A 5,609-nucleotide genomic window follows, 5' to 3' on the forward strand; every position below is an offset into this window, starting at 1 on the left:
TTTTTTGCGTGTTTTAGCCGTGTTTTCAACACGCCGATGTTTTGGCTTTGTTTCAATGGTTTTGGCTTGTTGGTTTGGGTGTGATTTGCTTTTGGGCTTGCTTTGGTGTAAGTTTATCTCTTGCTGCTCAGCGCGGCTGGTTCTCCTCGGTTGAGGTTGATGAGCCGGCTGGTGTGGTGGTGGTTTGAGAACTCAAGAGCGTGTCTGTACTACTTATTTAGTTAATTATTGCCAGTTCATTGTCAGCCTCACAGATTGTGGGGTGCCTGAGAGATGGTTAAATGATGGTGAGGTTTTTTGTTGGGATGTTCTTTCCTTAAAGAATGTCTCGTCTTTTTCTTTTATATTGGAGCCTTATGTTGGCTCTTCATTGAAGTTTTTCGTGGAGGGTTCGATTCTGGCTCAGGATGAACGCTGGCGGCGTGCTTAACACATGCAAGTCGAACGGGATCTGACCAGCTTGCTGGTTGGTGAGAGTGGCGAACGGGTGAGTAATGCGTGACCAACCTGCCCCATGCTCCAGAATAGCTCTTGGAAACGGGTGGTAATGCTGGATGCTCCAACTTGACGCATGTCTTGTTGGGAAAGTGTTTAGTGGCATGGGATGGGGTCGCGTCCTATCAGCTTGTAGGCGGGGTAATGGCCCACCTAGGCTTCGACGGGTAGCCGGCCTGAGAGGGCGGACGGCCACATTGGGACTGAGATACGGCCCAGACTCCTACGGGAGGCAGCAGTGGGGAATATTGCGCAATGGGGGAAACCCTGACGCAGCGACGCCGCGTGCGGGATGAAGGCCTTCGGGTTGTAAACCGCTTTTGATTGGGAGCAAGCTTTCGGGTGAGTGTACCTTTCGAATAAGCGCCGGCTAACTACGTGCCAGCAGCCGCGGTAATACGTAGGGCGCAAGCGTTATCCGGAATTATTGGGCGTAAAGAGCTTGTAGGCGGTTCGTCGCGTCTGGTGTGAAAGCCCATCGCTTAACGGTGGGTTTGCGCCGGGTACGGGCGGGCTAGAGTGCAGTAGGGGAGACTGGAATTCTCGGTGTAACGGTGGAATGTGTAGATATCGGGAAGAACACCAATGGCGAAGGCAGGTCTCTGGGCTGTTACTGACGCTGAGAAGCGAAAGCGTGGGGAGCGAACAGGATTAGATACCCTGGTAGTCCACGCCGTAAACGGTGGACGCTGGATGTGGGGCCCATTCCACGGGTTCTGTGTCGGAGCTAACGCGTTAAGCGTCCCGCCTGGGGAGTACGGCCGCAAGGCTAAAACTCAAAGAAATTGACGGGGGCCCGCACAAGCGGCGGAGCATGCGGATTAATTCGATGCAACGCGAAGAACCTTACCTGGGCTTGACATGTGCCTGTCGACTGCAGAGATGTGGTTTCCCTTCGGGGCAGGTTCACAGGTGGTGCATGGTCGTCGTCAGCTCGTGTCGTGAGATGTTGGGTTAAGTCCCGCAACGAGCGCAACCCTCGCCCTGTGTTGCCAGCGGGTTATGCCGGGAACTCACGGGGGACCGCCGGGGTTAACTCGGAGGAAGGTGGGGATGACGTCAGATCATCATGCCCCTTACGTCCAGGGCTTCACGCATGCTACAATGGCCGGTACAACGGGATGCGACATGGTGACATGGAGCGGATCCCTTAAAACCGGTCTCAGTTCGGATCGTAGTCTGCAACTCGACTACGTGAAGGCGGAGTCGCTAGTAATCGCGAATCAGCAACGTCGCGGTGAATGCGTTCCCGGGCCTTGTACACACCGCCCGTCAAGTCATGAAAGTGGGCAGCACCCGAAGCCGGTGGCCTAACCCTTTTGGGATGGAGCCGTCTAAGGTGAGGCTCGTGATTGGGACTAAGTCGTAACAAGGTAGCCGTACCGGAAGGTGCGGCTGGATCACCTCCTTTCTACGGAGTTTTTGTGCACGCTCGGATTGAGTGTGGTTACTGGTGTGGAAAACAATAGTTAACGTTTTTTTTGTGAGTGTGTTGGGCATGCTTTTGGGTTCCCGGATTGCCACCCCCCTTTTGTTTGGGGTTGCGGTCCTAGCCCTTGGATTACAGGTTGAGGCTTTTTGGTTTTTGGCTTGTGTTCTTGGTGTTTGGTGGTTTGAGAACTGGATAGTGGACGCGAGTAAGAATAGTGAGACTGTTTTTTGGTTTTGCTTGTTTTTACTTTTATCAATTTCAACCGGCTCCATTTTGGTGGAGTCGCTTGATCGTTTTGTGATCGTTTAGTGTGATGATTTATTGTCTAGAGAGTTAAGCGATAGGCTTTTTACTGGTGTATCACTGGTAAGGGCGTATGGTGGATGCCTTGGTAGACAGGACCGATGAAGGACGTGACGGGCTGCGATATGCCTCGGGGAGCTGCCGAGTGGGCTTTGATCCGAGGATTTCCGAATGGGGAGACCCGGCCACTGTTATGGGTGGTCACCACAGTTTTGTGGGGGGTACGCAGGGAAGTGAAACATCTCAGTACCTGCAGGAAAGGATACTCCGTGAGTAGTGGCGAGCGAAAGCGGATCAGGCTAAACCGAGTACGTGTGATAACCGTCAGGTGTTGCGTATTCGGGGTCGTGGGATTGACTGTTCAGCCTCTGACGGGGTTGAGGAGAGTGATAAAACATCGTGTTATGTGAATGGGATTGAATTCCCAGCCGTAGAGGGTGATGGCCCCGTAGCAGGTCGTGCGATGTCTCTTTATGTTTATTCCCAAGTAGCGCGGGCCTCGTGGAATCCCGCGTGAATCTGCCCAGACCGTTGGGTAAGCCTAAGTATTCCTGTCTGACCGATAGTGTACTAGTACCGTGAGGGAAAGGTGAAAAGCACCCCGGGAGGGGAGTGAAATAGTTCCTGAAACCGTGCGCTTACAATCCGTCGGAGCCTTCTTGTGGGGTGACGGCGTGCCTATCGAAAAATGAGTCTGCGAGTCAGTGGTATGTGGCGAGGCTAACCCGGGTGGGGGAGCCGTAGCGAAAGCGAGTTTTAAAAGGCGTTTTAGTCGCATGTCCTGGACCCGAAGCGGGATGATCTAGCCCTGAGCAGGTTGAAGCGCGGGTAAGACCGTGTGGAGGACCGAACCCACCTAGGTTGAAAACTGGGGGGATGACTTGGGGTTAGGGGTGAAAGGCCAATCAAATTCCGTGATAGCTGGTTCTCTCCGAAATGCATTTAGGTGCAGCGTCATGTTATTGCTTACAGGGGGTAGAGCTACTGGATGCTTGCGGGCCCATACCGGGTACTAATAGCAGCCAAACTCCGAATACCTGTTAGGTTTATCATGGCAGTGAGTCGGCGGGGGATAAGCTCCGTCGTCAAAAGGGAAACAGCCCTGATCGTCGTCTAAGGTCCCGAAGCGCGTGCTAAGTGGGAAAGGATGTGGAGTCGCATAGACAGCCAGGAGGTTGGCTCAGAAGCAGCCATCCTTGAAAGAGTGCGTAACAGCTCACTGGTCTAGTGGTTCCGCGCCGACAATGTAGCGGGGCTTAAGCACGCCACCGAAGACGCGACTGCGTGATTTATTTCACGCGGGGTAGGAGAGCGTCCTGTATGGGGTGAAGCGGCAGTGTGAACTTGTCGTGGACTATACGGGAGTGAGAATGCAGACATGAGTAGCGAGAGACAGGTGTGAATCCTGTCCGCTGAATGACTAAGGGTTCCGGGGCCACGTTCGTCGTCCCCGGGTGAGTCGAGTCCTAAGGCGAGGCCGACAGGCGTAGTCGAATGGATGAACGGGTTGATATTCCCGTACCGGTGTTACACCGTTCGAACTGAATCTGAGAGTACTAACCTTCGTTATTCTGGTTGATTGCCTTTCGGGGTTTTCTTCTGGTTTAGTGTTGGGAGCGTATCGGTAGTAGGTTAGCGTGGGAGTGACGCGGGTAGGTAGCCGGCTGCGGAGGTGGTTTTCCGTGGCTAAGCGTGTGGGCTGTCTCCTAGGTAAATCCGGGGGATGTTTAAGCTGAGGCGTGATGGGTAGGCCGTATGGCTGATTCCGGTGATCCTGCTTGCCGAGAAAAGCTTCAACGTGAGGTGTGATTCCGCTCGTACCCTAAACCGACACTGGTGGTCTGGTAGAGTATACCGAAGCGATCGGGCGAATCCTGGCCAAGGAACTCGGCAAATTACTCCCGTGCCTTCGGCATAAGGGAGACCCCTGATGGTGATGTTTTTTACATGCGGAGCTGTTGGGGGTGGCACAAGCTAGGGGGTAGCGACTGTTTACCAAAAACACAGGAGCGTGCGAAGGCGTAAGCCGCTGTATACGCTCTGACGCCTGCCCGGTGCCGGAAGGTTAAGAGGATCCGTTAGCTTTGGCGAAGCGGTGAATTTAAGCCCCGGTAAACGGCGGTGGTAACTATAACCATCCTAAGGTAGCGAAATTCCTTGTCGGGTAAGTTCCGACCTGCACGAATGGCGTAACGACTTCCCCACTGTCTCGGCCAGGAGCCCGGCGAAATTGCAGTACGAGTAAAGATGCTCGTTAAGCGCAGAAGGACGAAAAGACCCCGGGACCTTTACTATACCTTGGTATTGTCGTTAGGTGTGGATCGTGTAGCATAGGCGGGAGGCTGTGAAGCGTGGGCGCTAGCTTGCGTGGAGTCAACAAGTGAAATACCGCTCTTTCCATATCTGGCGTCTAACCTCGACACGTTATCCGTGTTAGGGACAGTGCCTGGCGGGTAGTTTAACTGGGGCGGTTGCCTCCTAAAGAGTAACGGAGGCGCTCAATGGTCCGCTCAGCCCGGTTGGCAATCGGGTTTTGAGTGTAATCGCACAAGCGGGCTTGACTGTGAGACTGACGGGTCGAGCAGGGACGAAAGTCGGAGATAGTGATCCGGTGCCGGCGTACGGACGTGGCATCGCTCAACGGATAAAAGGTACCCCGGGGATAACAGGCTGATCATTCCCAAGAGTCCATATCGACGGGATGGTTTGGCACCTCGATGTCGGCTCGTCGCATCCTGGGGCTGGAGCAGGTCCCAAGGGTTCGGCTGTTCGCCGATTAAAGCGGCACGCGAGCTGGGTTCAGAACGTCGTGAGACAGTTTGGTCTCTATCCTCTGCGCTCGTTGGAATGTTGAGGAGACCTGCCCATAGTACGAGAGGACCTGGGTGGACGAACCTCTGGTATGCCGGTCGTCACGCCAGTGGCGCTGCCGGTTAGCTACGTTTGGAAGGGATAACCGCTGAAAGCATCTAAGCGGGAAGCCTGCTCCAAGATTAGCATTCCTTGCACTTTGTGTGTGAGCCCCCATGTAGAACACGTGGTTGATAGGCTGGATGTGGAAGCCCTGTAAGGGGTGGAGCTGACCAGTACTAATGGGCGATTGTGATACTACTTGTATTGCTTATCGTTTAATTCTCTTAACATTAGGGAGTGTTAAGCGGTCATGATTATGGTTAAGTTGTTGATTTTGATGATTGTTTCTTCTGTTTGCTCGCGTTCATGTCCGGTTCCCAAACCGCCAGCTTGCCACTCGCGTATTGCGAGTGTATAATCTAGTTTTGCGGTGGTCATGGCTCAGGTGAGACGCCCGGTCCCATTCCGAACCCGGAAGCTAAGGCCTGACACGGTGAGGGTACTGCACTCGATAGGGTGTGGGAGA

Annotated in this window: 1 protein-coding gene and 3 rRNA genes; all 4 read left to right on the top strand. The window is 53.9% G+C overall.

The window, feature by feature from the left end; all coding sequences use genetic code 11:
- Positions 1–41: 41 nt before the first annotated feature.
- A complete protein-coding gene (locus tag NYP55_RS06655) occupies positions 42–188 on the top strand; it encodes a hypothetical protein (RefSeq protein ID WP_415704306.1) in 147 nt (48 codons plus the stop codon).
- A gap of 191 nt (positions 189–379) precedes the next feature.
- A 16S ribosomal RNA gene (locus NYP55_RS06660) occupies positions 380–1,906 on the top strand.
- Positions 1,907–2,283: 377 nt separating this feature from the next.
- Positions 2,284–5,342 (top strand): 23S ribosomal RNA (locus NYP55_RS06665).
- Positions 5,343–5,509: 167 nt separating this feature from the next.
- Positions 5,510–5,609: ribosomal RNA gene (rrf, locus tag NYP55_RS06670) — 5S ribosomal RNA — on the top strand; the annotation flags it as partial.

Source organism: Gardnerella sp. c10Ua_31 (assembly GCF_055700915.1).